General features: G+C 70.3%; 23 protein-coding genes and 2 tRNA genes. 22 read left to right on the plus strand and 3 right to left on the minus strand.

Annotation, left to right across the window (positions count from 1 at the left end):
- Positions 1-297 precede the first annotated feature (297 nt).
- The 11 genes from rplU to ACFW2E_RS13360 all read left to right on the plus strand — a co-directional run bounded on the left by rplU (position 298) and on the right by ACFW2E_RS13360 (position 13,871).
- Positions 298-618, plus strand: coding sequence for a 50S ribosomal protein L21 (gene rplU, locus ACFW2E_RS13310; protein ID WP_030749991.1), 321 nt, complete (start codon positions 298-300; stop codon positions 616-618).
- 14 nt (positions 619-632) lie between these two features.
- On the plus strand, positions 633-887 hold the full coding sequence (gene rpmA / locus ACFW2E_RS13315) for a 50S ribosomal protein L27 (protein WP_023550764.1): 255 nt from the start codon (positions 633-635) through the stop codon (positions 885-887).
- 143 nt (positions 888-1,030) lie between these two features.
- Positions 1,031-2,479 carry a GTPase ObgE gene (gene obgE / locus ACFW2E_RS13320; protein WP_384465780.1) on the plus strand — a complete coding sequence of 483 codons (1,449 nt, stop codon included), beginning with the start codon at positions 1,031-1,033 and terminating at the stop codon, positions 2,477-2,479.
- Between the two features lie 1,097 nt (positions 2,480-3,576).
- Positions 3,577-5,076, plus strand: a complete 1,500-nt coding sequence (locus ACFW2E_RS13325; protein WP_384465781.1) for an SDR family NAD(P)-dependent oxidoreductase — start codon at positions 3,577-3,579, stop codon at positions 5,074-5,076.
- 155 nt (positions 5,077-5,231) lie between these two features.
- A complete protein-coding gene (locus ACFW2E_RS13330; protein WP_384465783.1) occupies positions 5,232-7,346 on the plus strand; it encodes a hypothetical protein in 2,115 nt (704 codons plus the stop codon).
- Positions 7,347-7,661: 315 nt separating this feature from the next.
- A complete protein-coding gene (locus tag ACFW2E_RS13335; protein ID WP_384465785.1) occupies positions 7,662-8,867 on the plus strand; it encodes a glycosyltransferase family 2 protein in 1,206 nt (401 codons plus the stop codon).
- 162 nt (positions 8,868-9,029) lie between these two features.
- Complete coding sequence (proB, locus tag ACFW2E_RS13340) at positions 9,030-10,136, plus strand: glutamate 5-kinase (RefSeq protein ID WP_384465816.1); 1,107 nt, start codon at positions 9,030-9,032, stop codon at positions 10,134-10,136.
- A gap of 121 nt (positions 10,137-10,257) precedes the next feature.
- Positions 10,258-10,686 carry a hypothetical protein gene (locus ACFW2E_RS13345; RefSeq protein WP_384465787.1) on the plus strand — a complete coding sequence of 143 codons (429 nt, stop codon included), beginning with the start codon at positions 10,258-10,260 and terminating at the stop codon, positions 10,684-10,686.
- A 61-nt stretch (positions 10,687-10,747) separates the two neighbouring features.
- Entirely contained in the window at positions 10,748-12,034 is a 1,287-nt protein-coding gene (locus ACFW2E_RS13350) for a glutamate-5-semialdehyde dehydrogenase (protein WP_384465789.1), read from the plus strand.
- 68 nt (positions 12,035-12,102) lie between these two features.
- On the plus strand, positions 12,103-12,711 hold the full coding sequence (locus ACFW2E_RS13355; protein ID WP_384465791.1) for a hypothetical protein: 609 nt from the start codon (positions 12,103-12,105) through the stop codon (positions 12,709-12,711).
- 89 nt (positions 12,712-12,800) lie between these two features.
- Complete coding sequence (locus ACFW2E_RS13360) at positions 12,801-13,871, plus strand: hypothetical protein (RefSeq protein WP_384465792.1); 1,071 nt, start codon at positions 12,801-12,803, stop codon at positions 13,869-13,871.
- Positions 13,872-14,018: 147 nt separating this feature from the next.
- On the opposite strand, the gene ACFW2E_RS13365 is transcribed toward ACFW2E_RS13360, so the two are convergent.
- The gene (locus ACFW2E_RS13365; protein WP_384465795.1) at positions 14,019-15,125 is read right to left on the minus strand and encodes a M48 family metallopeptidase; all 1,107 of its coding nucleotides are present in this window, start codon (positions 15,123-15,125) and stop codon (positions 14,019-14,021) included.
- Positions 15,126-15,226: 101 nt separating this feature from the next.
- Here ACFW2E_RS13365 and ACFW2E_RS13370 point away from each other — a divergent pair, with 101 nt between their 5' ends.
- From ACFW2E_RS13370 to ACFW2E_RS13400, 7 genes are all read left to right on the plus strand, one after another.
- On the plus strand, positions 15,227-15,388 hold the full coding sequence (locus ACFW2E_RS13370) for a hypothetical protein (RefSeq protein WP_384465796.1): 162 nt from the start codon (positions 15,227-15,229) through the stop codon (positions 15,386-15,388).
- Between the two features lie 120 nt (positions 15,389-15,508).
- Positions 15,509-15,670, plus strand: a complete 162-nt coding sequence (locus ACFW2E_RS13375; RefSeq protein ID WP_384465798.1) for a hypothetical protein — start codon at positions 15,509-15,511, stop codon at positions 15,668-15,670.
- 79 nt (positions 15,671-15,749) lie between these two features.
- Complete coding sequence (gene nadD / locus ACFW2E_RS13380; protein ID WP_384465800.1) at positions 15,750-16,448, plus strand: nicotinate-nucleotide adenylyltransferase; 699 nt, start codon at positions 15,750-15,752, stop codon at positions 16,446-16,448.
- A 16-nt stretch (positions 16,449-16,464) separates the two neighbouring features.
- Positions 16,465-18,162: a LytR C-terminal domain-containing protein gene (locus ACFW2E_RS13385; RefSeq protein WP_384465802.1), complete on the plus strand. Its 1,698-nt coding sequence runs from the start codon at positions 16,465-16,467 to the stop codon at positions 18,160-18,162.
- 101 nt (positions 18,163-18,263) lie between these two features.
- Positions 18,264-18,707: a ribosome silencing factor gene (gene rsfS, locus ACFW2E_RS13390; RefSeq protein WP_384465804.1), complete on the plus strand. Its 444-nt coding sequence runs from the start codon at positions 18,264-18,266 to the stop codon at positions 18,705-18,707.
- On the plus strand, positions 18,707-19,375 hold the full coding sequence (locus ACFW2E_RS13395) for a histidine phosphatase family protein (protein ID WP_384465806.1): 669 nt from the start codon (positions 18,707-18,709) through the stop codon (positions 19,373-19,375). The genes rsfS and ACFW2E_RS13395 overlap by 1 nt, the downstream gene beginning before the upstream one ends.
- A gap of 117 nt (positions 19,376-19,492) precedes the next feature.
- Positions 19,493-19,565, plus strand: a tRNA-Ala gene (locus tag ACFW2E_RS13400).
- A gap of 54 nt (positions 19,566-19,619) precedes the next feature.
- Here ACFW2E_RS13400 and ACFW2E_RS13405 read toward each other — a convergent pair.
- Positions 19,620-20,558: a helix-turn-helix transcriptional regulator gene (locus ACFW2E_RS13405; protein WP_384465808.1), complete on the minus strand. Its 939-nt coding sequence runs from the start codon at positions 20,556-20,558 to the stop codon at positions 19,620-19,622.
- A gap of 94 nt (positions 20,559-20,652) precedes the next feature.
- On the opposite strand from ACFW2E_RS13405, the gene ACFW2E_RS13410 reads away from it, so the two are divergent.
- The 3 genes from ACFW2E_RS13410 to ACFW2E_RS13420 all read left to right on the plus strand — a co-directional run bounded on the left by ACFW2E_RS13410 (position 20,653) and on the right by ACFW2E_RS13420 (position 22,602).
- On the plus strand, positions 20,653-22,122 hold the full coding sequence (locus ACFW2E_RS13410; protein ID WP_384465810.1) for an MFS transporter: 1,470 nt from the start codon (positions 20,653-20,655) through the stop codon (positions 22,120-22,122).
- Between the two features lie 69 nt (positions 22,123-22,191).
- Entirely contained in the window at positions 22,192-22,365 is a 174-nt protein-coding gene (locus tag ACFW2E_RS13415) for a hypothetical protein (RefSeq protein ID WP_384465812.1), read from the plus strand.
- A gap of 3 nt (positions 22,366-22,368) precedes the next feature.
- Positions 22,369-22,602: a hypothetical protein gene (locus ACFW2E_RS13420; RefSeq protein ID WP_019523121.1), complete on the plus strand. Its 234-nt coding sequence runs from the start codon at positions 22,369-22,371 to the stop codon at positions 22,600-22,602.
- Here ACFW2E_RS13420 and ACFW2E_RS13425 read toward each other — a convergent pair.
- The gene (locus ACFW2E_RS13425) at positions 22,592-23,791 is read right to left on the minus strand and encodes a glycosyltransferase 87 family protein (protein WP_384465814.1); all 1,200 of its coding nucleotides are present in this window, start codon (positions 23,789-23,791) and stop codon (positions 22,592-22,594) included. The genes ACFW2E_RS13420 and ACFW2E_RS13425 overlap by 11 nt on opposite strands.
- A gap of 138 nt (positions 23,792-23,929) precedes the next feature.
- Between ACFW2E_RS13425 and ACFW2E_RS13430 the strand changes: the two genes are divergently transcribed.
- Positions 23,930-24,002: transfer RNA gene (locus tag ACFW2E_RS13430), tRNA-Ala, on the plus strand.
- Positions 24,003-24,011 lie beyond the last annotated feature (9 nt).

Consider the following 24,011-nt stretch of genomic DNA (forward strand, 5'->3'; position numbering starts at 1 on the left):
CCCAACGGCGCTTGCCATCACCACCAGGGTCCCCGCCTCCCCCTCTGTGCCCTCACCTGTCCGGCTTTGGTTGTGGTCTGTACCCTGTGACCGGCCGCATACCTCTGGGGCGCGGCCCGGTTTGACCCTCTCGGCCACCGCCCCGTAACCTTGACCGTCGGCGTGTCCACTGAACACGCCACATCCCCGTAAACCTCTTCCTCCCGGGCACACGGTTGGCCGGGAGAGGTCGTTCCTGCTGTTCCTGGGCGGCTGGCCTGCGGGGGTGCCGTTTCTTCGAGCGAAAGAGAGATCCGCGTGTACGCCATCGTGCGCAGCGGTGGTCGCCAGCACAAGGTTGCTGTCGGCGACATCGTTGAGGTTGACAAGATTTCCACTGCCAAGGTTGGCGACACGGTCGAGCTCTCGACCCTGCTCGTTGTCGACGGCGACGCTGTGACCAGCGACCCGTGGGTGCTGGCCGGCATCAAGGTCCAGGCCGAGGTCGTGGACCACCACAAGGGCCAGAAGATCGACATTCTGCGCTACAAGAACAAGACCGGCTACCGCCGTCGTCAGGGCCACCGCCAGCAGTACACGGCGATCAAGGTCACGTCGATCCCCGCGGCTGCGAAGTAAGGGACTGAGGAGAAATGGCACACAAGAAGGGCGCATCGTCCACCCGGAACGGTCGCGACTCCAATGCCCAGCGGCTCGGCGTGAAGCGCTTCGGCGGTCAGGTCGTCAACGCGGGTGAGATCCTGGTCCGTCAGCGTGGCACCCACTTCCACCCCGGCGCCGGCGTCGGCCGTGGCGGCGACGACACGCTGTTCGCGCTGCAGGCCGGTGCGGTGGAGTTCGGTACCCACCGTGGCCGCAAGGTCGTGAACATCGTTCCGGTCGCCTGATCCCAGGCTCCGACCGAACGCTTTCGCGAGGCGGACCTCACTTCCCGGTCGGGAAGGCGGGTCCGCCTTTCGCGTGTTGACACAAGAAGTACCCACTCTCCCCCAGCCTTCGGCCGGGGGGACCCCCCAGGAGGCACTGCACCATGACCACCTTCGTGGACCGCGTCGAACTGCACGTCGCCGCGGGTAACGGAGGCCACGGCTGTGCCTCCGTCCACCGCGAGAAGTTCAAGCCGCTCGGCGGACCCGACGGCGGAAACGGCGGGCGCGGCGGCGACGTGATCCTGACCGTCGACCAGTCGGTCACCACGCTTCTCGACTACCACCACTCGCCGCACCGCAAGGCCACCAACGGCAAGCCCGGCGAGGGCGGCAACCGCTCCGGCAAGGACGGCCAGGACCTGGTCCTCCCGGTGCCGGACGGGACGGTCGTCCTCGACAAGGCGGGCAACGTGCTCGCCGACCTGGTCGGGCACGGCACGTCTTACATCGCCGCGCAGGGCGGCCGCGGCGGTCTCGGGAACGCGGCGCTGGCGTCGGCCCGCCGCAAGGCGCCCGGCTTCGCGCTGCTCGGGGAGCCCGGGGACCTGCACGACATCGTCCTCGAACTGAAGACGGTCGCCGACGTGGCGCTGGTCGGCTATCCGAGCGCGGGCAAGTCCTCGTTGATCTCGGTGCTGAGCGCGGCCAAGCCGAAGATCGCGGACTACCCGTTCACGACCCTCGTGCCGAACCTCGGCGTGGTGACCGCGGGTGCGACCGTGTACACCATCGCCGACGTGCCGGGACTGATCCCGGGCGCCAGCCAGGGCAAGGGCCTGGGCCTGGAGTTCCTGCGGCACGTGGAGCGCTGCAGCGTGCTGGTGCACGTGCTGGACACGGCGACCCTGGAGTCCGACCGCGACCCGGTCTCCGACCTCGACATCATCGAGGAGGAGCTGAAGCAGTACGGCGGCCTCGACAATCGACCGCGCATCGTCGTCCTGAACAAGGTGGACGTGCCCGACGGCAAGGACCTGGCCGAGATGGTGCGGCCCGACCTGGAGGAGCGCGGCTACCGCGTCTTCGAGGTGTCCGCGGTGGCCCACATCGGGCTGAAGGAGCTGACGTACGGGCTCGGTGAACTGGTCGCCGGGGCGCGTGCCGCCAAGCCGAAGGAAGAGGCGACGCGGATCGTCATCCGGCCCAAGGCCGTGGACGACGCGGGCTTCACGGTCACGCGCGAGGAGGCCGACGGCGAGCTGCTGTTCCGGGTGCGCGGCGAGAAGCCGGAGCGCTGGGTCCGCCAGACCGACTTCAACAACGACGAGGCCGTCGGCTACCTCGCCGACCGTCTCAACCGCCTCGGTGTCGAGGAGCGGCTGATGAAGGCCGGCGCCCGATCCGGCGACGGCGTCGCCATCGGGCCCGAGGAGAACGCGGTCGTCTTCGACTGGGAGCCGTCGGTCATGGCCGGTGCGGAGATGCTCGGCCGACGCGGCGAGGACCACCGGCTCGAGGAGCAGCGGCCCGCGGCGCAGCGACGTCGTGACCGGCAGGCGGAGCGGGACGATGCCAGCCGGGAGTTCGAGAGCTTCGACCCGTTCGAGTGATGCATCCGGAGCCACGCTCCGTTTTCTTCTGCTGAGCCCGCGTCACTTTCCGACGCACCGTCAGACCCGTTGCGGCACCAGGGTGTTCCTGGGCCGCGACGGGTTTTCTGTTGTTTGCCAGGTGCCGTCGGGCCGTGTGACCGGCGTCGCCGGTACGGGAACCGGGGCTCATCCGGGTCCCGGGCTCCACTCGGTCTCACCTTAAGAACTTCTCTTACTGTCCGTTAACCATAAAGGCGGACCATTCCTCGCAAATTGGCCACGCCGACCGCCTGTGCCAGGCCCGTTGTGTCCCGACGGCGCGCATCGGGCCGTCCCGGTAGCGGTCGCCGGCCACGGCGACGGCGGCCCGCTCCGAGCCGGCCGCACTGGGCTTCTCGTGCGGAGCTTTGCGGAGCATGTGCTCCAGCCGGCCCTCGTAACCCATGCGCATAAGCGAATTGTTCCCTCATTATGGGGGGACGGAAATACTGCGGAATCTCAATGCGGAATTCCGTGGCAATGGACTGCCCGACGAGCTGTATTCCAAGCTCGTTCGCAACGGCGCGGTCATGCATATGAAGAACGCATGCAGTCCGGCTCAACGAAATGTGAAGATCGCGGCGCGCCGCCGGGCCGTGGCGGCGGCCGAGATCGCTGCCGGGACGGTCGAGCGGATCACGGCGACACGCGTTCGTGTGTTCGGGTGGCCTTTCGCTCCAGGCGGTCGCGCCGAATTGGCCGGAACCCTTCTTCCGGAGCGGCCCGGATCTCCCCGGAGGCGGCGGCGCAGGGCGCTGTACGGGGCGCTCGTGGCGGCGCCTCCGCGCCCACCGGGCCTGCTCCGGCCCGCGCGGTTCACCAGACGTTGTCGCGGGAGCTCGTCCGGATGCCCGGCCACGGGTGCCTCACGCGGCCGTGTCGTCGCTGAGAGTGGACTTACTCACAGGAATTTCACTGGGAGTTATGCAACTTTTTGAAGTCCTCAGTCATCAAACAGGAGTGCAAGGTGAACAACAGGTAAGAGATGCATAAGCGGTGAAGGGCGCTCACCTTGCACTGCGGTAACCAGAAGTGGGAGCCTTTCGAAGTTCCCTGAGCCACTAGGTAGGTCATCTGTGTCCCAGCACATAGCCAAGCCCCGCACCACGGCAGTGATTCTGGCTGGTGGAACCGGTCAGCGCGTGGGTCTGTCGATCCCCAAGCAGTTGCTGAAGATCGCCGGCAAGGCAGTCATCGAGCACACCCTGACCACCTTCGAGAACACCGACTCGATCGACGACGTCATCGTGCTGATGGCGCCGGGCTATGTGCCGGACGTCGAGAAGATCGTCGCCAGGGCGGGGTTCCGCAAGGTCAAGAAGATCATCGAGGGTGGCTCGACCCGGAACGAGACCACCGAGCGCGCGATCTCCGCCCTCGGGGAGGGCCTGGCGGAGGGGGACGACCTCAACGTCCTCTTCCACGACGCCGTCCGCCCCCTGCTGTCGCAGCGCGTGATCGACGACTGCGTGATCGCGCTGGAGCGCTACCAGGCCGTCGACGTCGCCATCCCGTCCGCCGACACCATCATCGTGACGCGAACGCACGGTGAGGACGGCGAGTTCATCACCGAGATCCCGGACCGCTCCCGGCTGCGCCGCGGCCAGACGCCGCAGGCCTTCAAGCTGTCCACGATCCGCCGCGCCTACGAGATCGCCGCCGCAGACCCCAACTTCCAGGCGACCGACGACTGTTCCGTCGTGCTCAGGTACCTGCCGGACGTGCCGGTCCACGTCGTCGCGGGCGACGAGTACAACATGAAGGTGACGCAGCCGGTCGACGTCTTCATCGCCGACAAGCTCTTCCAGCTCGCCTCCGCGGCCGCGCCGGAGCAGAGGAACGAGGAGGCGTACCGCGAACTCCTCACCGGCAAGACCGTCGTGATCTTCGGCGGCTCGTACGGCATCGGCAAGGACGTCGCCGAACTCGCCCGGTCCTACGGGGCCGCCGTGTACGCGCTGGGCCGCTCCACCACCGGCACCCACGTGGAGAACCCGGAGGAGGTCGACGACGCGCTGTCCAAGGCCTACGGGGAGACCGGCCGGATCGACTACGTCGTGAACACCGCCGGTGTACTGCGCATAGGCAAGCTCGCCGAGACCGACAACGCGACCATCGAGGAGGCGCTGAAGGTCAACTACCTGGCGCCGGTGCAGATCGCCCGCTCCTCGTACAAGTACCTGGCCGAGACCAAGGGGCAGTTGCTCCTCTACACGTCCAGCAGCTACACGCGCGGCCGTGCCGAGTACAGCCTCTACTCCTCGGCCAAGGCCGCCATGGTGAACCTCACCCAGGCCCTGTCCGACGAGTGGGCCGGCGACGGTGTCCGGGTCAACTGCATCAATCCGGAGCGCACCGCCACCCCGATGCGCACCAAGGCGTTCGGCCAGGAGCCCGCGGGCACCCTGCTCTCCTCCGAGGCCGTCGCCCACGCCTCGCTCGACGTGCTGCTGTCCGAGCTGACCGGTCACGTCATCGACGTCCGCCAGCAGGACCCGACGGCGGCGGCCGGCCAGGCCTCCGGCTTCGAGCAGGCCCTCGCCGCCGTCCTGGACCGACAGGACCACGTGGCATGATCGAGACCAATTAGATACGCATCCGTAATTCGGGCCTCTGTTGTGGTCACGCGTTCGCGGGGCAGTCGCAGGGGCCTGAGCCCTTAGAGCTCGCAGGTCGCCCGCAAATCGCCCGCAAGGTCCACGCCGGCCTTTTTGTCAGCAAAAGGTAATCCGTGATATCCACCGCTATTCGCGTCGCCCGGGTGGGCAGCGCGGCCGAACTGGCCGCGGCGGTCCTCATGATGCTGGGCTTCCCGGCACTCATGCTGGCCGCGCTCGTTCCGAGCGTCTACGCCTTCGCGGCGACGGCCGCCGTGACGTACCTGGCGGACCACTATCTGCACCGCAAGGGCAGCTACCTGATCAATCGCCTCAGCAAGGTGCGGGCCGGCCTGTCGATCCGCTTCCTGATCCGGCAGCTGCTGCTGATCCTGCTGCTGGCCCGGCTCTCCCTCCCGGGCCATCTGGTCTTCTACGGCGCCATCGCCTGCTTCATCGCCTTCTACGGCCTCCAGGCCCCGCACGGCGCGCTGGTCACCCTGATCCGCAACCGCCGCCGGATGCCGGTCGCCACCCGCAACGTCGACCTGAGGTCCCGCGTCCACATCCCGGACGCCCCGCCGCGCGGCCTGCTGCACCGCTCCGCCGAGAAGATGCTCCACCTGGACCTCGCGGCCGTCTCCGGCCTGCTGGTCTCGGCGGCCGTGGACTCGGCCGTACCCGGCTTCGTCGGCATCGGCATCACCATCGCCCTGGGCTGCCTCTACGTCCTCGCGCTGATGCCGTACGTCCGCGGCGAGAGGATCCCGCCGAGTGCCGAAGCGGTCCTGGCCGCCGTCGACGACTGGCTGGCCGCCTACCGGCCGGAGACGGTGCTCTACTTCTCCGGTTCCAAGGACTCCGCGTACCAGGTCAACATGTGGCTGGAGACGATGGAGCAGCTGGAGACCCGGCCGCTGATCATCCTTCGCGAGCGCGTCATCCTGACCAACCTGGCCCCGACCACGGTCCCGGTCGTCTGTGTGCCCGGCGGCGTGCACCTGATGAACCTGGACCTGTCCACCGTGCGCGTCGCCCTCTACGCGGCGAACGTCGGCAAGAACATCCACCTGCTGCGCGTGCCCACCATGAAGCACGTCTTCATCGGTCACGGCGACAGCGACAAGCTGGCCAGCGTCAACCCGTTCAGCAAGGCGTACGACGAGGTGTGGACCGCGGGCCGCGCGGGCCGCGACCGCTACGCCATCGCCGACGTCGGTGTCCGCGACGACGACATCGTCGAGGTCGGCCGTCCCCAGCTGGCGCCGATCCGGACCTGGCAGGGCGTGCCGGAGGGCCGTGTCCCGACCGTGCTCTACGCACCGACCTGGGAGGGCTGGGACGGCAACCCCGGCAACACCTCGATCGTTCTCGCGGGTGAAAATATCGTGAAGAAGCTGGTCAAGGCCGACCCGCCGGTCCGTGTCCTGTACAAGCCACACCCCTTCACCGGCACCGTCAGTGCCGAGGCCGGTGCCGCGCACCAGCGCATCACGGCCCTGGTCGAGGAGGCCGCCGCCGAGCGTGCCGCCGACCCCCGCTTCACCACCGTCGACACGGCGGCCCAGGAGCGGGCCACTGCCGAGCTGACCCGCATCGAGGCCCGCCTCGCCGAGCTCACCGCCGTCGGCGGCGAGAAGGGTGACGAGGCCGAGGCCACCCGTGACGGCCTGGTCGACATCGAGAGGCACGAGGAGGCCGCCCGGCTGCGCGAAGAGTGGAACACCGCCTACTGGTGCTCGTTCCCCAGCCACGAGCACCGGGTCATCACCGGCGCCGAACCGCGTCTGTACGACTGCTTCAACGTCTCCGACGCGATGGTCTCCGACATCTCCAGCGTGGTCTCCGACTTCATCGCGAGCGGCAAGCCGTACGCCGTCACGGACTCCGCCGAGGTGGGCGCGGAGGAGTTCAGACGGCAGAACACGGCCGTGCGTGCGGCGGTGATCCTGTCGAACGGCGCGAGCGAGCTGGGCGGGCTGCTGGACGCGGTCCGCGACCCCGCGGCCGACCCGCTGGCCGCGGACCGCAAGGACCTCAAGCGCTATCTGCTGGGCCCGGACGAGCCGAAGTCCATCGACCGGTTCAACGCCGCGGTGGCCGGCCTCGCCCTGAAGGCCGAGACCCGCAACGCGGGCCAGGAGGCCCATGCCGCCGGTGCTGCCGCGGCGGGCGCCGAGCTGGCGGACATGCTGCCGGGACAGCGGCTGTCGTCCACCGGTGACACGGACGGCGTGACCGCCGGCTGACCTTCCCGCCCGGACACAGGGCCGGCCCCCGAGGAGCGATCCCGGGGGCCGGCCCTTCTCGCTCTCCCGAACCGCGCGTTCAGGCTTCTTACCGCCCTTCTTACCGCGGCCTTCCGCCGCCGGATGAGCAGCTCTTACCGGGCGTTCGTACTGTCCGGTGGCACCCGCCCGAACCCCCGTCCGCCCGTCAGCCGTGTGGCGCAGGTCGCCGAAAGCGTGCGGTGAGGCAACCGCTTCACCCGGCGGCCCGTCCGAGTGATTGAGATTGGGGGGATACGGGGCAGATTTTCCACTTGAGGGGGAATTGTGACCGCCGTGACGCAACCTGATGTGACCGTGATCATCGGGGCGTACGAAGCGATGCCGTATCTGCTCGAGTGCCTGGCCTCCGTGGAGGCCCAGACCATCGACCCGGGACGCCTCGAGGTCATCGCTGTCGACGACGGCTCCACGGACGGCACCGGGCGGTGTCTCGAGGAGTTCGCGGCCCGCGCCCCCATGGCGGTCACCGTCGTCCGGCAGGACAACTCCGGCGGCCCCAGTGGACCGCGCAACGTCGGCCTCGGCAAGGCGGCCGGGCGGTACGTGTTCTTCCTCGACGCCGACGACCGGCTCGGCCCCGAGGCGCTGGAGCGCATGGTCGCCATGGCCGACAGGAACGGCACGGACGTGGTCCTGGGCCGCGTCGAGGGGATCAACCGCACGCCGCCGAAGTCGATGTGGGGCAGAACGCTGGACCGTACCGACGTCTTCTCCTCCAACATCAAGTTCACGCTGAGCGCCCAGAAGCTCTTCCGCCGCGAGCTCCTCGAGCGCCACGGAATGCGCTTCGACGAGTCCCTGTGGACCGGCGAGGACGCGCTGTTCACGATGGAGGCGTATCTGCGGGCCGACGGCGTCTCCGTGCTCGCCGACCACACCTGCTACTACCTGGTGGGCCGCGAGGACGGCAAGCACGTCACGAAGAGCGGCGGCTACGCGCTCCGCTTCGACTCCGCGCGGGCCCTGATGAACCTGATCGCGGAGATGGTCCCGGCGGGCCCCGCGCGTGACGCGCTCATGGTCCGGCCCTTCCTGATCACCCTGCTGCCGCAGTTCGGCCCCAAGTACCTCAAGGACGGCGAGGAGGTCCGCAGGCACAAGTTCGAGCTGGCCAAGCCGCTGATGGACGCCTACTGGACTGCGGAGGTCGCCCGCCGGCTCCGTGTCCACGAGCGCCTGCGCCTCCACCTGGTGGCCGCCGGACGCCCCGAACTCCTGGCGGACGTGGTGCAGTTCGTCAAGGAGAAGAAGCAGGCCGCCCCCGTCCTGGAGAAGCGCGGCACGCGCCTGTACCTCGCCTACCCCCACTTCCGCTCCCGCGAGGCGGGCCTCCCCGACTCCCTCTTCCTCGCCGAACCCCGCGAGGCCCGCGCCTTCGAGGGCTACCGCGAAGCGGCCGCCAACTCCCTCCCGCGCAGGGCGCTCAGGAAGATCCGGCGGATGCTGCCGAGCGGAGGGTTCGGAACGGCGGCGGCCTGAACGGCGGGTGCGGCCACGGCCGCCGGTGCCGGGACGCGCGGCCACTGAACCGCCGACCACTGTCCGCGGACCGGACCGTCGCATGCGCGGCGGTCCCCTTCGCGTAGATTGTTGCCACACGCAGGGAAGTGGAGACGGCACGTGGCAAGGGCAAGGCAGGCCGTGGGCGAGGCCCGCAGGATCGTCGTCAAGGTCGGCTCCTCGTCGCTGACCACCGCGTCGGGCGGTCTCGACGCGGACCGCGTCGACGCGCTCGTCGACGTCCTCGCCAAGAGCCGCAGCGGGGGAGAGAAGGAGATCGTCCTGGTCTCCTCCGGTGCCATCGCCGCGGGCCTCGCCCCGCTGGGCCTGCGTCGCCGCCCCAAGGACCTCGCGCGCCAGCAGGCCGCCGCCAGCGTCGGCCAGGGCCTGCTGGTCGCCCGCTACACCGCGTCCTTCGCCCGCTACGGCGTCCGCGTCGGCCAGGTCCTGCTCACCTCCGACGACATGAGCCGCCGCGCCCACCACCGCAACGCCTCCCGCACCCTCGACAAGCTGCTGGCCATGGGCGCGTTCCCGGTCGTGAACGAGAATGACACCGTCGCCACCGACGAGATCCGCTTCGGCGACAACGACCGCCTCGCCGCCCTGGTCGCCCACCTCGTCCACGCCGACCTGCTGGTGCTCCTGTCCGACGTCGACGGCGTCTACGACGGCGACCCCGGCAGGCCGGGCACCTCGCGGATAGCGGAGGTCCGGGGCCCCGAGGACCTCGCGCACGTCGAGATCGGCAGCTCGGGCAAGGCGGGCGTCGGCACCGGTGGCATGGTCACCAAGGTCGAGGCCGCCCGGATCGCCGCCGCCGCGGGCATCCCCGTGGTGCTCACCAGCGCGATCCACGCCGCGGACGCCCTCTCCGGCGGTGACACCGGCACCTACTTCCACCCCACCGGCAAGCGTTCCGCGGACCGGCTGCTGTGGCTGCAGCACGCCTCCACCCCGCAGGGATCCCTGACGCTGGACGACGGCGCCGTGCGCGCGGTCGTGAAGGGCCGCAAATCGCTGCTGCCGGCCGGGATCGCCGCCGTCGAGGGCGAGTTCACCGCCGGCGACCCGGTCGAGCTGCGGGACGCCGGGGGGCGCGCGGTGGCCCGCGGGCTCGTCAACTTCGACGCCAAGGAGATCCCCCAGCTGATCGGCCGTTCGACGCGGGAGCTGGCGCGTGAACTGGGTCCGGCGTACGAACGCGAGGTCGTACACAGGGACGACCTGGTGATCCTGCACCCGTAAACCGGGGCGTAACGACCGCCCCCGGTGGGGGACGTTCCGTAAAACCGCCCCGCGGAGCCGTGCGGCCTGCTCAACTTTCTCTCAGGAGTACGTTCCCGAGCGCTGCGTGAAGGAGGCCGCCGTGAGACGAGTGCGCCCTGGGGCGGCGGCGTCCCGTGGTGCTCTGACGAGCGTCGCGGCCGGGGAGACCTACCAGGAGCCCAAGGACCTGCCACGCCTGTGGCATGTCACCCTCAGCGTGTCCGGGGAGGAAGTCCCCCTGAAGGATCTGCGGTGCGCCCTGGAGCAGCTCGCCCACGACCACCCCTTCCTGCTGACCAGCCGGTACGCCAACGACCACGCGGAGATCCGCTACTGGGAGGAGGCCCGCGACCTGCACGACGCGGCCGCCGTCGCGCTGCGCCTGTGGGGCGAGCACCGCCAGACCGCAGGACTGCCCGCCTGGGAGATCGTGGGCCTGGAGGTCATCGACCGCGAGACCTACCACCAGCGCGTGGCCGAGGGCTACGGTCCGCCGCCCGCCACCCCGGTGGGGATTCATCCCTTTTGATCCCGTCTCGCGGTGTGGGATGAACGCTGGACTGCCCCGGTCGGCGCACTACCCTTCCCTCATGACCTCGCTCTCGCCGTACGACGCCATGTCCCCGGTCACCCAGGCCGCCTACCGGGCCAAGGCCGCCGCCGCCGACCTCGCGCCGCTGCCGCGTGCCGTGAAGGACGACGCGCTGCTCGCCATCGCGGACGCCCTGGAGGTCCGTACGAGCGAGATCGTCGAGGCCAACGCCAAGGACATCGCCAAGGCCCGGGAGGCCGGCACCAGCGAGGCCATCGTCGACCGGCTCACCCTCACGCCCGAGCGGGTCCGCGCCATCGCCTCCGACGTGCGGGACGTTGCCAAGCTGCCCGACCCGGTCGGCGAGGTCGTCCGCGGCTCCACCCTGCCCAACGGCATCGACCTGCGCCAGGTGCGCGTACCGCTCGGCGTCGTCGGCATCATCTACGAGGCCCGCCCCAACGTCACCGTCGACGCCGCCGCCCTCTGCCTGAAGTCCGGCAACGCCGCCCTGCTGCGTGGCTCGGCCTCCGCCTACGAGTCGAACACCGCCCTCGTCCGGGTGATCCGCGACGCCGTGGGCGGCGCCGGGCTGCCCGCCGACGCCGTGCAGCTGGTGCCCGGCGAGAGCCGCGAGAGCGTGCGCGAGCTGATGCGCGCCCGCGGCCTGGTCGACGTGCTGATCCCGCGCGGTGGCGCCTCGCTGATCCAGACCGTCGTCTCCGAGTCCACCGTCCCGGTCATCGAGACCGGCACCGGCAACTGTCACGTCTACGTCGACGCCCAGGCCGACATCGACATGGCCGTCGACATTCTGATCAACTCCAAGGCCCAGCGGGTCAGCGTCTGCAACGCCGCCGAGACCCTCCTGGTCCACCAGGACATCGCCGCCGAGTTCCTGCCGCGCGCCCTGGACGCCCTCGCCGAGGCCGGGGTGACCGTGCACGCCGACCCGCGCGTCCTGGCGTACGCCAAGGACTCCAAGGCGACCGTCGTCGAGGCCACGCCGGAGGACTGGGACACCGAGTACCTCTCCTACGACATCGCCGCCGCCGTCGTCGACTCCCTCGACAAGGCCGTCGAGCACATCCGGCTGTGGAGCTCCGGCCACACCGAGGCGATCGTCACGACCTCCCAGCAGGCCGCCCGCCGCTTCACCCAGCTGGTCGACTCCACGACGGTGGCGGTGAACGCGTCCACCCGCTTCACCGACGGCGGCCAGTTCGGCTTCGGCGCGGAGATCGGCATCTCCACCCAGAAGCTGCACGCCCGCGGGCCGATGGGCCTGCCGGAGCTCACCAGCACCAAGTACATCGTGACCGGCGACGGCCACGTCCGCCGCTGAGGCCGTGCTGCGAGGGTGCGTGAGAGGCGTCTCACCAGACGGATGAATTTCCATACCGTCTGCCCAAATTGACCCCCCAGGTCTACTCTGGATCCGTGCCGGAGGACGTGGGGGGCACGCCGTTCCCGGACGGCTGGGAGCCCGACGACGACCACGACCACGGGGTGTCGGACGACGAGTTCGCCTCCGTGGTCTTCGACGAGGCCTTCGTACAGGCGGCCGTGGTGCACGAGCCGACCGCTGTCGAACGCCTCCTGGCCGCCGCGCAGGCGAGAGCCGAGGCTTCCGAGGCCGAGGCTCGCCGGGCGCGCGGCAGAGGCGAGCGCTTCGGCGACGGATACGGCACCGACCGGCGCGGCTTCGGCCACGACCAGGACTTCGAGGACCTGGACGACGCCGAACTCCTCGACGACCGCCACTACGGCCCCGGGGCCTATGGCAGACAGGTCCGCTGGCACCGCCCGGTCGCCTGGCTGCTCGCCCTCGTGATGGGCGTCGGCATGGTCGCGCTGGCCTTCGCGGCGGTCTACCGCGGCGCCTCCTCGGGCAGCAGGGACCAGGTTCCGGCGCCGGCCTCGACCGGCCTGGAACAGGGCAGTGCGGCGGCTCCCTCGGTTTCCGCCGACTACTCCCAGTCGGCCAAGCCGGCCGTGTCGGCGATCCCGCGCTCTCCCTGAGCCGCTTGTCCCGTTCCTGGTGAGAACCTGTCAGAAGTTGTCGTGTACCAGGGCGTTTACCTGAGGCTCCCGAGACCTACTCTGAAAGTATGGGCGGGCCTGGAGAGCCACCTGAGGGGACACCCGAGGGCGGTCCCGTGGGTGGTGAGGACGAATACCGATCCGTCGTCTTCGACGAGTCGTTCGTTCGTGCTGCCCGTCTCCAGGAGTACTCCGCACAGGAGCGCATGGCCGACCACGCGCCCGCCGTACGCCGGCGCCCGGCCCTGCACCGCGGGCTGTCCCGGCAGGCGCTGATCCTCGTCCTGCTGATCGCCATCGCCTTCGGCACCGCGGTCTACATGGGCGTACGTCACCCGTACGGCTCACCGCAGACCCGGCAACCCGTCGAACCCCTGCGGATGACCGTCATCCCGCTCTCCCCACGGGGCAAGGTGCCCGGCTCGGCCGACGCGGAGCACCTGTACGCGCACAGCCCCGCCGCACAGTTCTCCGTCGGCGCCGAGGGGATCCCGCTGCCCGCCTCCCGGCGCACCGCTCACTTCTCCGACAGCGACGTCGTGGCCGCCCTGAGCACGGCGAAGGACTACATCGTCCGCTCGTCGCTCTACCCCGAGGTGCTCGACAGCAGCCAGGTCCGCCCCGCCCGCGTCCTGGTCGACCCGGGTCAGATCGACCAGTTCGACCAGAGCTTCGAGCACCCCACCGCGGACGGCCGGCACGCGCCCACCGGATGGCTGGTCCGGTTCGACCCCTCCCGCACCCAGCTGGCCGACCGGAAGATCCGCGTCCAGGGCTCGCTGCAGGCCGCCGAGACCGACTCCTCCACCCTCGAGGTCACCGCCGACCACACCTTCGTGTACGCGCTCCGGCCGACCGGCGCGGACGACAAGGCCCTCGTGTCCCTGTTCACCGTCCGCCGCGAGCTGACCTTCCGATTCGACCGCGACGACCTGCGCACGCACCAGACGCAGCTGGTCGTCTCCTACATGCAGGCGGGCCCCCTCTCCTGCGCCGAGGATTCCGCCAACCACCTGCACCCGCTCCTGGCCGGCGAGAGCGCCAGGTCGGGCGGCCCCGCGGGCACCGACCCCTACGCCACGGACAGCGCGACGGCCCTGTGCGGCACGCTGTCGACCAGCGCCGAACCGACGTCCTGAAGCCCCGACGACGTCCGGGGACGGGCGCGTGCCACGGAGACTTCTGGACCGCCGGACGCGTGTGCCCTGCCGGCAGGCGAGCGTCGGCTTTCCGGGGCGGACCGGGGGCGATGTGTGGCGTAGGTTCGGGGCGGTGGGCGCGGGCCGTCAGTCCTCGTCGCCCGGAGGTGTGTCCTGCGGGCCCTGGCCCTTCGGGGGCGCGTCCTTCGGGGATGCGCTCGTGAAGCCGTCGAAGCCCCGCCGTACCCGGCCGCCCAGGCCCCCCGCGCCACCGGCGAGGTCGGTGACCAGCTTCATCAGCGGGTCCTTGGAGCTCTTCACGTCGCTCGCGTAGCTCGCCGCCGACTCGCGGAACGAGTCGCTGACCGAGGTGTCCTTGTCCTCGCTGCGCCGCGCGTAGTGCCCGTCCATGATCCGCTGGTAGTCCCGGGTCTCGGCCCACTTCTTCAGCTCGGCCGCGCGCACCGCGGTGAACGGGTGGGAGCGCGGCAGCACATTCAGGATCTTCAGCACGGAGTCGCGCAGATCGCCCCCGGACTCGTACTCCTCGGCCTGCTGCAGGAACGCGTCCACGTTCATCTCGTGCAGGTGGTTGCCGCCCGCGATCTTCATCAGACCTCGCATCGAGGCCTGCAGATCCTGACCGACCAGGAGGCCCGCCCGGTCGGCGGACAGCTCCGACTTGCGGAACCACTCCCGCAGCGCCGTCACGATCGCCATGATCGCGAGGTTGCCCAGTGGTATCCAGGCGATTCTGAGCGCGAGGTTCGTCAGGAACAGCAGGATCGTGCGGTACACCGCGTGCCCGGACAGCGCGTGACCCACCTCGTGGCCGACGACCGCCCGCATCTCCTCCTCGTCGAGCAACTCGACGAGCCCCGTGGTGACGACGATGATCGGCTCGTCCAGGCCGATGCACATCGCGTTCGGCTGCGGGTCCTGCGTGACGTACATCGGCGGGACCTTCTCCAGGTCCAGGATGTAACAGGCGTCCCGCAGCATGTCGTTCAGATGCGAGAACTGCTGGTCCGAGACGCGCACCGAGTCCGACAGGAACAGCAGCCGCAGGCTCCGCTCGGGCAGCAGCCCGCTGAGCGCCTTGAAGACCGTGTCGAAGCCGCTCAGCTTGCGCAGCGCCACCAGCGCGGAGCGGTCCGCCGGGTGCTCGTACGCACGCGAGGAGATCCCCGGGAAGCGCCTGCGCTGCCTGCTCGGCACGTGGTTGTTGCCGTTCTCGTGCCCGCTGTCGGACATGTCTTCCCCCATGCGTCTGTGTGCTCGATCTGCCCCCGAGGCAGGGCCCAGCCTAGGCGGAGTTACCGTGGACGGGCAGTACAGCCGAAGGAGTCCACGTCATGGAGCACCACCCCGCAGCCACCTGGCTGACCGAGGCCGCGAGCGCCGCCCAGCAGCACGGGGCGGGGAATCTGCTCCGGGTCGTACTGATCGTGATGTTCGTCGGCTGTGCCCTGACCGGCTGGTTCCTGTTGCGCGGGTACAAACGGAAGGACGACTGAGCCACCGGGATCGTTCCCCGCTCGTCCCCAACGGCGGAGTCGGCGCGATGGGCGCGGGACCGCCCGCTTACGATGGGCCGACATCTTTATCCCGCCCACACCGGATAGGTCCTGCCGAAGATGAGCTTCCACAGCACCGCTGCCCAGTTGGTCACTCTCGCCGCCGAGGGCGAGGGCGGAGGCAACCACAACAGCCTCAACCCCCTTGTCACCGGTGGTGGCGCGTTCATCATCCTGCTGCTCCTGCTGTGGATCACCACCCGCTTCAACCGCGACCGCTGAGTCCGGGAGCCCCTCCCCGGGGCCTCCCCGGGGGTCTGACGGGCCGGGCCCATAGGCCGGGCCGGTAGGGTCTGCACGCATGGGAGAGCAGGACATGCCTACCGGTCCGGCGAATGACACGGCGAGCGACACGGTGAAGGCCCACGAGCGCGGGCCGGGCAACGGCCCCGTCGGCACGGGCATCGGTACGGGCAAGCGTCGTCTCGGCGTCATGGGCGGAACCTTCGACCCGATCCACCACGGGCACCTCGTGGCGGCCAGCGAGGTCGCCGCGCAGTTCCACCTGGACGAGGTGGTGTTCGTCCCTACCGGCCAGCCCTGGCAGAAGACCCACCGCAACGTCTCCCCGGCCGAGGACCGCTATCTGATGACGGTCATCGCGACGGCCGAGAACCCGCAGTTCTCGGTGAGCCGCATCGACATCGACCGCGGCGGTCCCACCTACACCGTGGACACCCTGCGCGATCTGCGCGCGCTCAACCCCGACACCGACCTCTTCTTCATCACCGGCGCCGACGCCCTCGCCCAGCTCCTGACCTGGCGCGACACCGAGGAGCTGTTCTCCCTGGCGCACTTCATCGGGGTCACCCGCCCCGGCCACCACCTGACCGACGCGGGACTTCCGGAGGGCGGCGTCTCGCTCGTCGAGGTTCCCGCGCTGGCCATCTCTTCCACAGACTGCCGTGCGAGAGTCGCCAAGGGCGACCCCATCTGGTACATGGTGCCGGACGGAGTCGTGCGCTACATCGACAAGCGCGAGCTGTACCGCGGCGAGTGAGCCGAGAGGGGCACCGGTGAACGACCGATACGACGCGGGGTACGGCGGCGACCAGTACGAGCTCGTCGGCTACGACGAGTACGGGCAGCCCGTGTACCGCCAGATCCCGGCACAGCAGGCACCGCAGCAGGCGTACGACCAGTACCCGCAGCAGGGCTACGGGTACGACCCGTACGCCACCGGGCAGCAGCAGACCGTGTCCTCGTACGACGGTTACGACACCGGGCAGCAGCCGACGGCCGCGTACGACTCCTACGGCCGCCCCTACGGCAGCGGGGCCCCCACCAGCGGAGGCCAGGCCCCGGCGTACGACCCCTACGGGCAGACGGTGGCGAGCGGTCAGCAGCCCCGGGTCGCCGGACCGACCGCCTACATCCCGCAGCAGCCCGGCCCCGCCGAGGAGCAGGAACCGGACGCCCCGGCCGCGCGTGAACGGGACTACCGGACCGAGCAGTTCGCCTTCGCCGAGGAGCCCGACGGGGACTCCGAGGACGTCATCGACTGGCTGAACTTCACGGAGAACCGCACCGAGCGCCGGGAGGAGGCCCGCCGCCGCGCCCGCAGCCGGCTCGTCGCCCTCGTCGTGGTCCTCGCGCTGGTCGCCGTCGGCGGCGTCGGCTACCTCTGGTACGCCGGGAAGCTGCCCGGCCTGTCCTCCTCCGGGTCCAAGTCCGGTGCCACGACGTCCGCGGCCGCCCAGAACCGCGACGTGATCGTCGTCCATCTGCACAACACCGCGAAGGGCGGCACCTCCACGGCGCTGCTCGTCGACAACACCACCACCAAGCAGGGCACCACCGTCCTGCTGCCCAACTCCCTCGCCCTCAGCGACGACGACGGCACCACCACGACCCTCGCCAAGTCGGTCGACGACGACGGCTCCTCGGGGACCCGCGACCAGCTCGACACCGTCCTCGGCACCAACATCGAGGGCACCTGGCGCCTGGACACCCCCTACCTGCAGAACCTCGTCGAACTGGTCGGCAACATCGACCTCGACACCAACGCGAACGTCCCGGACCCGACCGCGAAGAAGAAGGGCACCGCCCCTCTGGTCCACAAGGGCAAGGACCAGACCCTCAGCGGCAAGATGGCCGTCGCCTACGCCACCTACCGCGCCGCCGGCGAGGCCCAGAACGCCCAGCTGGAGCGGTTCGGCCAGGTCATGCAGGGGGTGCTGCGCAAGATGTCCTCCGACGCCTCCGCCGCCACGATCACCGTGCAGACCCTGGCGCAGATCCTCGACCCCTCCCTGACCGACAAGGACCTGGGCACCTTCCTCGCCAAGCTCGCCGACCTCGCCAAGGGCGGCGACTACAGGACCGCACTGCTGCCCGTCCAGACCGACGGCACACTGAGCGCCCAGACCAGCTCCAGCGTGGTCAAGGACATACTCGGCGGCACCGCCAAGAGCCCCGACGCGGGCTCCGCCGTCCGTGTCTCCGTCCAGAACGCCACCGGCGTCAAGGACAACACCGAGAAGGCCCGCGTGGTGCTCCTCAACGGCGGCTTCACCTTCCTGGAGGGCGGCGCCGCGTCCACCACCCGGGCGACGTCCAAGGTGGTCTACTCCGACGCCAAGGACAAGGAGAACGCCACCGAGGTCGCCAAGACCCTGGGCCTGCCCGCGTCCTCCGTGACCAAGGGCAGTGTGTCCTCCAACGCCGACGTCTCGGTGGTCCTGGGCCAGAACTACGAACCGTCCTCCTCCTGAGCGCGGCCGGGGCCCCACACGTGATCCGATAATCACGTGGGGTGCCCTCGGCGGTCCGTGAGACCCTTGAGGTCAAACGACCGCCGACGGAAAGCCACGCAGTGACCGCCACCGACCGTTCCCTCGAGCTCATCAACACCGCCGCCCAGGCGGCCGCCGACAAGCTCGCCCACGACGTCATCGCCTACGACGTCAGCGACGTCCTGTCGATCACGGATGCCTTCCTGCTGGCGTCCGCGCCCAACGACCGCCAGGTCAAGTCGATCGTCGACGAGATCGAGGAGCGGCTCCTGAAGGAGCTCGGCGCCAAGCCGGTGCGCCGCGAGGGCGACCGCGAGGCCCGCTGGGTCCTGCTCGACTACGTCGACATCGTCGTGCACGTCCAGCACAGCGAGGAGCGCGTCTTCTACGCCCTCGAGCGGCTGTGGAAGGACTGCCCCGAGATCGAGCTGCCCGCCGATGCCAAGGCCACCCGCGGCAAGGCCGAGGAGCACGCCAAGCTGCAGGCCGCCGAGGACGCGGCCGGACCGGACGGGGAGTGGTGATGAGTCCCACGGGTGAGGTGACCGACAGGAAGGACCGGGGCCGCCGCATCATCCTGTGGCGGCACGGCCAGACCGCCTGGAACGTGGAGCGCCGGTTCCAGGGCTCCACGGACGTCGAGCTCACCGAGACCGGCGTGGGGCAGGCCCGGCGCGCGGCGCGGCTGCTCGCCTCCCTGAAGCCCGACGCGATCGTCGCCTCGGACCTGCAGCGGGCCGCGAACACCGCCGCCGAGCTTGCCCACCTCACCGGCCTCCACGTCACCCGTGACGAAGCCCTCCGTGAGACCTACGCGGGCGTCTGGCAGGGGCTGACCCACGAGGAGATCATCGCCCGGTACGGCGAGGAGTACGGCGCGTGGAAGCGCGGTGAGCCGGTGCGCCGCGGCGGCGGCGAACTGGAGACCGAGGTCGCCGACCGCGCCGCCCCGGTCGTGCTGCGGCACGCCGAGAAGCTGCCCGAGGACGGCACGCTCGTGGTGGTCAGCCACGGCGGCACCATCCGCACCACCATCGGGCGCCTCCTCGGTCTGCAGGCCCGCGACTGGGAGAGCCTCGGCGGCCTCTCCAACTGCTGCTGGTCCGTCCTCGGCGAAGGCGTGCGCGGCTGGCGCCTCCTCGAGCACAACGCCGGCACGCTCCCGGAGCCCGTCCTCGGCGACGACGACTGAGCGTTCCCAGGGACCAGGACCCCGGATTTCACTTTCTGGCAGGTCGCAGGCTAAAGTTCTTCTTGTTCGCCCCGCCGAGCGGGGCGAAACACCGTGCGACTCCGTCGCGAGGCACAAGGGGCTATAGCTCAGTTGGTAGAGCGCCTGCATGGCATGCAGGAGGTCAGGAGTTCAATTCTCCTTAGCTCCACGGATCGACACTCTCTTGAGTTGTCAAAGATCGGTGATGAGAATCCCGTCCCTTTCAGGGGGCGGGATTCTCTGCGTTCCAGCGGCGGATGATCTCGGCGGCTCCTCGGTCCGTCGGCGGCCACAGCCGCTGTCTGCGCTCCTTCAGCAACGCGAGCCTCCGGCGCGCCTCTTCGTCCTCCGGCGTGTAGACCACGATCCGGCACTCCGGCATCCCGTCCACCGACAGCGACTGCGAGGTCATCCGCAGTTCACCCACCGCCTCATGACGGAACGTCTTCACCCGTGGCCCCGGCGGCGTCACCGCCCCCCTCGCCCACAGCTCGGCGAAGTACGGACTGGCCGACGACAGCCCGCGTATGTAGTTCTCCCAGGCCGGCTCGCCGACATGTCTGCCGTACGAGGAGCGCAGCGTGGCCACCATCACAGGCAGTTCGCGCTCCCGGTGCACCACCGGGGAGGTCTCCTCGGCCACCGTGAACAGCACCCACAGCACGTTGGGCACGCCGGTCTCGAGCGTGGACGGCACCAGGAACAGGTCGCGGTACGTCCCGTTGGTGGCGAGGATGTCGTACCGCGAGTTGTAGACCACCGCCGCGAGCGGGTCCAGGGCGTCGATGATGCCCTGCACCTCCGGGCCGACCGTCCGGGTCAGCCCCTCGGGCGCCGCGGCGAAGGGCACCTCGGCAAGCCGGTACAGATGTTCCCGCTCCGGTGGGTCCAGCCGCAGCGTGCGCGCGACGGCGTCCAGGACCTGCGCGGACGCGTTGATCGGCCGCCCCTGTTCCAGCCATGTGTACCAGGTCACACCCACGCCCGAGAGCTGGGCGACCTCCTCCCGGCGCAGTCCCGGTGTGCGCCTGCGCAGCCCCGGCGGCATGCCGACGTCGGCCGGTGTCACCCGGGCGCGCCTGCTGCGCAGGAAGGCGGCCAGCTCCGGCCGGCGGCGCTGCGTCGTCCTCATCGTCACGTCCCCCGTCGTCACGTCTTTCATCGTCGGCGCCCGGCCCGTCCCCTGCCAGGTGCTGTCAGTACCAGCATCGACGGGCTCTCGGCACCCGTACCGGCGCGTCGTCAGGGTCGACCCCATGACGACGACATCCAGTGCGGGACCGGGTCCCGCGCCCGCTCCGAGCCCTGCGATCAGTGAAACACCCGGCACTGACAACCGGTCCCGGCTGCTGCTCGCGGTCGTGCTCGCCGCCCAGTTCATGGCCGTCCTCGACGTCTTCATCGTGAACGTGGCGGCCCCCACCATCGGTTCCGAACTCCACGCGTCGGGCGCGGACTTGCAGCTGGTGGTCGCCGGATACGCCATCACCTACTCCGTACTGCTGATCACCGGCGCACGGCTCGGCGACCGGCTCGGCCACGGCCGCGTCCACCTCGCCGGCCTCGCCCTCTTCACGGCCGCCTCGCTCGCCTGCGGCCTGGCCGACGGCTCCACCGAGCTGATCGTGTTCCGGCTGGTGCAGGGCGCCGGTTCGGCGGTGATGATCCCGCAGGTGCTCGGCCTGATCCAGCGCACCTTCACCGGTGAGGCGCGAGCCCGGGCGCTCGGCGCGTACTCGGCGGTCCTCGCCGTGGGCGCCGCGGCCGGGCAGACCGTCGGCGGCCTGCTGGTCAGCGCCGACCTCCTCGGCACCGGCTGGCGGCCGGTGTTCCTCGTGAACGTGCCGGTGGGTGCCGTACTGCTCGTGCTCGGCAGGCGCGTCCTCCCGATGGGCCGGGGTGCCGGGCCCGAGGCGGCGCGGGGCCTCGACCTTCCGGGGCTGGTGCTGCTCGGCGCGTCCGTGTCCCTGCTCACGGTGCCGCTGGTGCTCGGGCAGGAGGAGGACTGGCCGCTGTGGGCCTGGCTGTCGCTGGCCGCCGCCGTGGCCCTCTTCGCCCTGTTCTGCGGCTACGAGTCCCGGCTGGCCCGGCGCGGCGGCGCTCCGCTGATCGCGCCCCGGGTGCTGCGACACCCGGGAATGGGTCTCGCCGTGTTCCGGATCCTGGCCGTCATGGCGGTCAACGCCGGCTTCCTGTTCGCGCTCACCCTGCACGTCCAGGGCGGCCTCGGCTACAGCGCGCTGCGCGCCGGTCTCTCCTTCGCCCCGACCGCGGTCGTCTTCGGTGTCGTCGGGCTGACCTGGCGGAACTGGCCCGCCTCCTGGCGGCGGGCGCTGACCCCGGGCGGCTTCGCGCTCACCGCCGTCTCGGCGGCCGGTGTCGGTCTCGCGTTCCGGGGCGGTGGCGACGGCGGAACGGGGCTGTACGTCGCGTTCGCGGGTGTGGGCGTCGGGCTCGCGCTCGCCTTCAGCCCGACGCTCACCGGGGCGCTGGCCACGGTGCGGCCGGAGGACGCGGCGGACGCCGGGGGCCTGCTGGCGACGGTCACCCAGCTCGGTCAGCTGATCGGCGTGGCGGCCTTCGGCACACTCTTCCTGAACCGCCTTGAGTCACTTGCGGCTCCAGCGGCGTATACCTCTGCGGAGGCGCTTTGGGCGTGCATGTGGGCGCTGGCCGGGACGGCCGCAGTGGGGGCCGTGTCCGGACTGGTACTGAGGCGTCGCTGACCGTATTGGTCCGGCCGTGGCAGAATCAAACGGCCGGAAGGGGGCGCGGCCCGACGGGAGGGAGTAGCGATGCCTGCGAGCATCCTCGAGGAGGTCGGCCACCTCCTCGATGCGGCGTTGATACGGAGCACGGCCACCCGTCTCAGCTGCCCTTCCTGCGGTTCAGCCCATGTGGCTCAGGTCCTCGGCGACAACGGCGGGATCTCCTACGTGTGCACGGCCTGCGGCCACAGCTGGAGCTGATCGATGGGTGCACACAGGCGAAAGTGCGACTGGTGCGGGAGCGGCACACCCATCGTCCGCGACATGGAGCCGCTCAACCCCGATTACCAGTACTGGTGCGAGGAATGCGCGCGGGCGCTGATCATAAAAGGCGACCCGATCGAGACGTACCGCGAGCTGGAGGGCGAGCCGATCTACGGCCGGCTCCTCGAGGAGCACTGCACGCTCAAGCGGTTCTACTCGTTCGTCACGGCCTGACTGCGGCCGGGCCTCGGCAACGATGTCCGGCCAGCGCCAGGAAGGCCAGACCGGCCCCTCCGTAGAGGGCGGAAAGCGTCAACTGGACGCCACCCTGGTGCAGTTCGGGCCGCCCCGGGCCGTGCGGCACCCACCACAGGGCGTACGAGCAGAAGACCAGCAACGTGCCCAGGGCGGCCGTGCGGTGCCCTCGCGTCCACAGCAGCAAGACGAGTGGCACACACCACACCCAGTGGTGCGACCAGGACACCGGGCTGATCAGCAGGGCCGTCACCGCGCAGACGGTCACCGCCCACGCCCGGTGGCCGCGCAGCTCCGCCGCGACCGCCACCGACAGCCCTCCGGCGGCCACCAGGGTCGCGAGGGCTGCCCAGAGGGCTCCCGGGTCGGGGGAGTGCAGCAGGCGCGCCAGAACGCCGCGCAGGGCCTGATTGGCGGTCTCCTCGGCATGCCCCACGCGGCTCGTGCGGAACACCAGGCCGGTCCAGAAGCGCCACGAGTCGCGCGGCAGGACGGCCGCCGTGAGCAGCGTCACCACGGTGAAGGCGGCGGCCGCCCCGCGCGCGTGCCGCAGCCACGGCCGTCCGTCGCCGCCCCTGAGGTGCGCCACGGCCCCGGTGGCGAGCAGGAACACGGCGAACAGGGCGGGCGTCAGCTTGACCGCCGTGGCGAGCCCCAGACCCACTCCGGCCCAGCGCATCCGGCCGTCGCGCGGGCGGCGTGACAGATCCCACAGCACCAGGACGGCGAGGAGCAGGTTGACCTGTCCGTAGCGCAGTGTCGTCCACACCGGCTCGCACCACACGGCGGCCGCCGTCACCCACCAGGCGCTCGCCCCGCGCGCGTGCCCCACGAGTTTCAGCGACAACCACACGAACGCCAGCAGCAGCGCCAGGTTCGCCGCCGTCGCCGACGCGCGCAGGTCCGGGGTGGCCAGGAGCGTCAGCGGGGTGAACACCAGGGCCGCGAACGGCGGGTAGGTCGCGGGCAGGTGCGCCGCGGTCGTCCGCAGCGCGTACAGGTCGCCTCCCGCGCGGACGGTCGCCCCCTCGGCGCGGTACACCATCAGGTCGACCATCGACACGTGCGCGGCCCGCTGGGCGATCCAGAACGCCGTGAAGGAGAGCAGGCACGCCCCCAGGGCGACCGGTACACGACGGCGGGCTCCGGAGAACGCGATCACGGTCACAAAGCCCGACACTAGCGTCCGAATCCGTACAGAACGGAAACGATTTGGTGCTGCACCCCTTCGACCGTGTAATGTTGGCGTCGCCGCCGGGGAAACCCGGAGGACACACCGAAAACGCGGCTCAGCCGCACGGTGCGAGGGGCTATAGCTCAGTTGGTAGAGCGCCTGCATGGCATGCAGGAGGTCAGGAGTTCAATTCTCCTTAGCTCCACAGAAGTCG

Source organism: Streptomyces sp. NPDC058964, from assembly GCF_042741275.1.
Taxonomy (GTDB): domain Bacteria; phylum Actinomycetota; class Actinomycetes; order Streptomycetales; family Streptomycetaceae; genus Streptomyces.